This is a genomic window from Paenibacillus sp. OT2-17, from assembly GCF_009827695.1.
GTDB classification, from domain to species: Bacteria; Bacillota; Bacilli; order Paenibacillales; family Paenibacillaceae; genus Paenibacillus; species Paenibacillus polymyxa_B.
Map to the genome: position 1 here is coordinate 1 of NZ_WUDQ01000452.1, position 3,056 is coordinate 3,056.

Annotated in this window: 4 protein-coding genes; all 4 read right to left on the minus strand. The window is 48.5% G+C overall.

Annotated elements, in window-relative coordinates; translation table 11 throughout:
* The coding region (locus tag GRP75_RS22915) for a metal ABC transporter permease (RefSeq protein WP_160790456.1) at positions 1-610 on the minus strand (610 nt) is incomplete at its 3' end.
* Positions 607-1,536 carry a metal ABC transporter permease gene (locus GRP75_RS22920; protein ID WP_028543034.1) on the minus strand — a complete coding sequence of 310 codons (930 nt, stop codon included), beginning with the start codon at positions 1,534-1,536 and terminating at the stop codon, positions 607-609. The genes GRP75_RS22920 and GRP75_RS22915, both read right to left, overlap by 4 nt.
* Before the next feature lie 5 nt (positions 1,537-1,541).
* Positions 1,542-2,306, minus strand: a complete 765-nt coding sequence (locus GRP75_RS22925) for a metal ABC transporter ATP-binding protein (RefSeq protein ID WP_160790457.1) — start codon at positions 2,304-2,306, stop codon at positions 1,542-1,544.
* 14 nt (positions 2,307-2,320) lie between these two features.
* A partial coding sequence (locus GRP75_RS22930; protein ID WP_160790458.1) for a metal ABC transporter solute-binding protein, Zn/Mn family occupies positions 2,321-3,056 on the minus strand: 736 nt, incomplete at its 5' end.

The window sequence follows — 3,056 nt, forward strand, 5'->3', positions numbered from 1 at the left end:
CACCCACGCTCTCAAATGACGCCACCGTCGTTAGTGAGACGAGACTCATCAGTAGATAATGAAATAAAACAACTGGAATGCCTAATGAAGCTGCCAAGGCGGGATCGAAGGAAGTGATTTTAAATTGCTTGAAAAAGCCCCCTATCACGAGCAAATTGATCAAAAACATCACGCCCGTAATCCACACAGCCCTCGGACCGACATTGAAGCCGGCTATTTCTAACGTATTCCACGGCACATAAGCAATTTCCCCATACAAAACGTGATCCATATCCAGATGGGCATTCGAAGCAAACACACTGATCAGCAAAACACCGATAGCAAACAATGTCGTAAACACCACGCCAATGGCAGCATCACTTTGAAGACCGCTTTGTTGGAATAGCTGAATCAGGTACACCGTTAAAAGACCCAGCACAGCCGCACCAAACATCATCCACACCGAATCCCTCGATCCGCTGATGAGAAAGGCAATGACAATCCCCGGCAGTACCGCATGACTGATTGCATCACCGATCATAGCCATTTTTCGGAGCACGAGAAAGCACCCAACGATACTGCATCCCCCTGCCACTAACATTCCCGTCAAAATTACATAAAATGAACTCATAGGGCACGCTCCTCCCTTGGCTGTGTACCGACTGTCTGCTCCAGATTTTTTCTGGCGTTCAACCGAACGATAGCCTTGGAGATCATCCCGCGCTGCGGCGCAAAAATCAAGCTCACTCCAAACACCACAGTCGCACACAACACGCATAACGGTCCTGTAGGCAGATTTTGTCCCAGAGAGCTGATGACCGTCCCACCAAGGCCTGCTATAGCACCAAACAAGCCTGATAGGCATACCATGACACCCAGCTTCTCTGTCCAGTATCTTGCCGACACGGCCGGGGTAATCAGCAGAGCAGCCATCATAATGACTCCCACGGCCTGAATGCCAGCAACCACCGCAATGACAATCAATAGCATCAACAACTTATCCAGCAAACCTGCCGGAAAACCAAGACCGCGGGCAAAGCCGGGATCAAAGCTGAGCAGCTTAAATTCCTTGAAAAATAATATACATATTCCGATGAGTACCACCGAAATTACCGCCATCGTATAGACATCAGACAATACCATTGCCGCAGCTTGACCAAATAGAAATTTATCCAACCCGCTTTGGTTTCCTGCGCCACTATGCTGGATTTCGGTCAACAGCATAATGCCGAAGCCAAAAAACACGGACAGCACCGCTGCAATCGCGGAATCGCTTTTAATTCGCGAATACCGGGTTAACGCACTGATGGCAAAGGTCGCAACAATCCCTGCAATGGCGGCCCCAATCATAAATCCAAACACGGATTTTGTACCTGTGATCATAAAAGCCACACATACCCCCGGCAAAGCCGCATGTGCCAAAGCATCTCCCATGAGCGACTGCTTGCGCAAATACATAAAACTGCCAATTACCCCGCTGCTTAAACCGAGCAAAATGCAGCCCAGCAAAATCCACTGCATGTTTGGGTCGGTCAAAAGCGTTGCCAAGCTTGTCATACCGCTCACCTCACTCCGAGTATCGTACCGGAATCCGTGCCTGTTTTGAGTATACTCAGACGTCCGCCATACGTACGCTGCAGATTTTCCTCGGTAAAAATATCTGTCGTCTCTCCAAACGCCATCAGATGCCCGTTCAACAGCATAACCTGATCAAAATAATCCGTGACTGTAGATAAATCATGATGAACGACAAGCACGGTTTTACCCTGCTGTTTCAGATCATTGAGCAATGAAATAATGGCTTTTTCTGTTGCAGCGTCCACACCGACAAACGGTTCATCCATAAAATAAAGCTGAGCATCCTGCGCAAGTGCTCTGGCTAAAAAAACACGTTGTTGCTGACCGCCAGACAATTGACTAATCTGCCTGTCTGCATATTTGCTCATTCCAACCTTGTCCAAACTCTCCATCGCAGCCTGACGATCTGCTGCTCCCGGACGCTTAAACCAGCCCAATCTGCCATACCGTCCCATCATAACCACATCCAATGCGTTCGTCGGAAAATCCCAATCCACCGACTCCCGCTGTGGTACATAGCCAACCTTGAGTAGCTGTTGCTTGTAGGGCTTGCCATAGACCAGCACCTCGCCCCTAAGCTTTGGAATCAGTCCAAGCGCTGCCTTGATCAGTGTAGATTTCCCAGCCCCATTCGGGCCGATAATACCAATCAGCTTGCCTTCCGGCACCTCAAAGGAAACATCGAACAAAACGGGCTTTTTTTGATAAGCTACCGATAAATCACGAACGACAAGTGGTGAATGCCCCATGTATCTTTGCCTCCTTATTTAAGAGCTTTAACAATCGTATTGACGTTATGCTTGACCATTCCAATATATGTTCCATCTTCTGTGCCCTCTTCACCCATGGCATCCGAATACAGCTCGCCACCGACCTTAATTATATGACCTTGCTGAGCGGCCCCCTGAATAACCGCATCTATGGCCTTTCTCGGAACACTAGATTCTACGAATATAGCCTTGATTTTATGTTCGACCAGATAATCTCGCAGCTTGGTCACATCTTGAGAACCCGCTTCTGATTCTGTGCTCATACCTTGAAGTCCTCTCACTTGAATGTGGTAGGCATCTCCGAAATAGCCGAAAGCATCATGTGCCGTGACAAGCACGCGCTGGGCTTCCGGTATACTGGCAATCTGCTCTCTCGTGTAATCATCCAGCTCTCGCAGCTCAGTAAGATAGCTTTCTGCGTTGGCCTTATATTCCTCCGCATGAACAGCGTCTAGCGCCGACAATTCATCTCTGACGGTTTCTACCGCAGACATCCAATTCTGTACGTTAAACCAGATATGTGGATCATGCTCAGATCCCATTTCCGGGCTACCTGCACGCAAGTGATCCTGGGCGACGTTTTTGGACACGGATATGACGGGTCTTTGCTTGCTGATTTTCTCCAGAATGTCCTGCATTTTTCCTTCCAGATGCAACCCGTTATAAAAAATAACGTCGGCCAGATCCAGCTTGCGCATATCTCCCTGAGAAGCCTTGTACAAATGCGGG

What these genes read in the sequence shown, in the direction of transcription:
- GRP75_RS22920 (WP_028543034.1), bottom strand. Translation starts at nt 1,536, where the DNA reads ATGACAAGCTTGGCAACGCTTTTGACCGACCCAAACATGCAGTGGATT.
- GRP75_RS22925 (WP_160790457.1), bottom strand. Translation starts at nt 2,306, where the DNA reads ATGGGGCATTCACCACTTGTCGTTCGTGATTTATCGGTAGCTTATCAA.